We start from the raw sequence: 958 nt of genomic DNA, 5'->3' as shown, positions 1-958 counted from the left end.
GAGGGATTCATCACGTGAATCCAGGGTGGTAGCTGGGATGCATGAGCAGACCAAGACCTACAGGACCAGGAACTGGTCAGCCTATAACGAGGCGCTAAAGCGCCGGGGCTCTCTGACGATCTGGTTCGACTCCGAGATGAGCTGGGATGCCGCGCCGACAGGCAGGCGTGGCCGCCAGCAGACCTACAGCGATGCCGCCATTCAGACTTGCCTGACGATGAAGGTGCTATTCGGCATGGCGCTCCGGCAGACGACCGGCTTCGTCGAGAGCCTGCCAGAGCTGGTTGGCCTCGACTGGACGGTGCCTGACTTCAGCACCCTGTCTTGCCGCCAAAAGACCCTGGCTGTGAACATACCGTATCGCGGGTCCGAAAGGCCGCTGCACCTGCTAATCGACAGCACTGGCATCAAGGTCGAGGGCGAAGGCGAAGGCGAGTGGCACGCCCGCAAGCATCCCTCTCACACATGCAAGCATGTGTGAGAGGGCAATGGGTGGTCCGAAACGCCGGGTCTGGCGCAAGATCCACCTCGGGATCGACGAGGAAACGCTGGAGATCCGAGCCGTCGAGATCACCAGGAGCCACATTGGTGACGCACCCGTGCTGCCCCATCTGCTCAGCCAGATCCCGATTGGCGAAGAGGTCGGCTCGGTGACCGCCGATGGTGCCTACGACACACGCAAGTGCCATGATGCTATCGCGGATCGCGGCGCCCACGCCGTTTGTCAGGGAAAGGGTCCCCCGGACCCTTTCCGGGCCTTTCTCACTCCCGCCCCGGAAGAACGCCGAACCGTGGAAGACCGACACCGCCGGCGCCATCGCCCGAAACGAGGCCCTGCGCGCCGCGAAATACCTCGGCCGGGCCCTCTGGCGACGATGGAGCGGATACCACCGCAGGAGCCGCGTCGAGATATGCGGAGGCATCAGAAAACGATCCGGGGGATCGTTGTCCCGACGAT

General features: G+C 63.4%; 2 protein-coding genes. Both read left to right on the top strand.

The features are described from left to right. On the top strand, positions 1–481 hold a 481-nt coding region (locus R0J92_RS21480), incomplete at its 5' end, for an IS5 family transposase (protein WP_411053126.1). A gap of 7 nt (positions 482–488) precedes the next feature. Continuing rightward, the coding region (locus tag R0J92_RS21475) for a transposase (protein ID WP_411053125.1) at positions 489–958 on the top strand (470 nt) is incomplete at its 3' end.

This window comes from Tritonibacter sp. SIMBA_163, assembly GCF_046535935.1.
GTDB lineage: Bacteria > Pseudomonadota > Alphaproteobacteria > Rhodobacterales > Rhodobacteraceae > Epibacterium > Epibacterium scottomollicae.
This window is presented reverse-complemented; position numbering and strand designations above follow the sequence as displayed.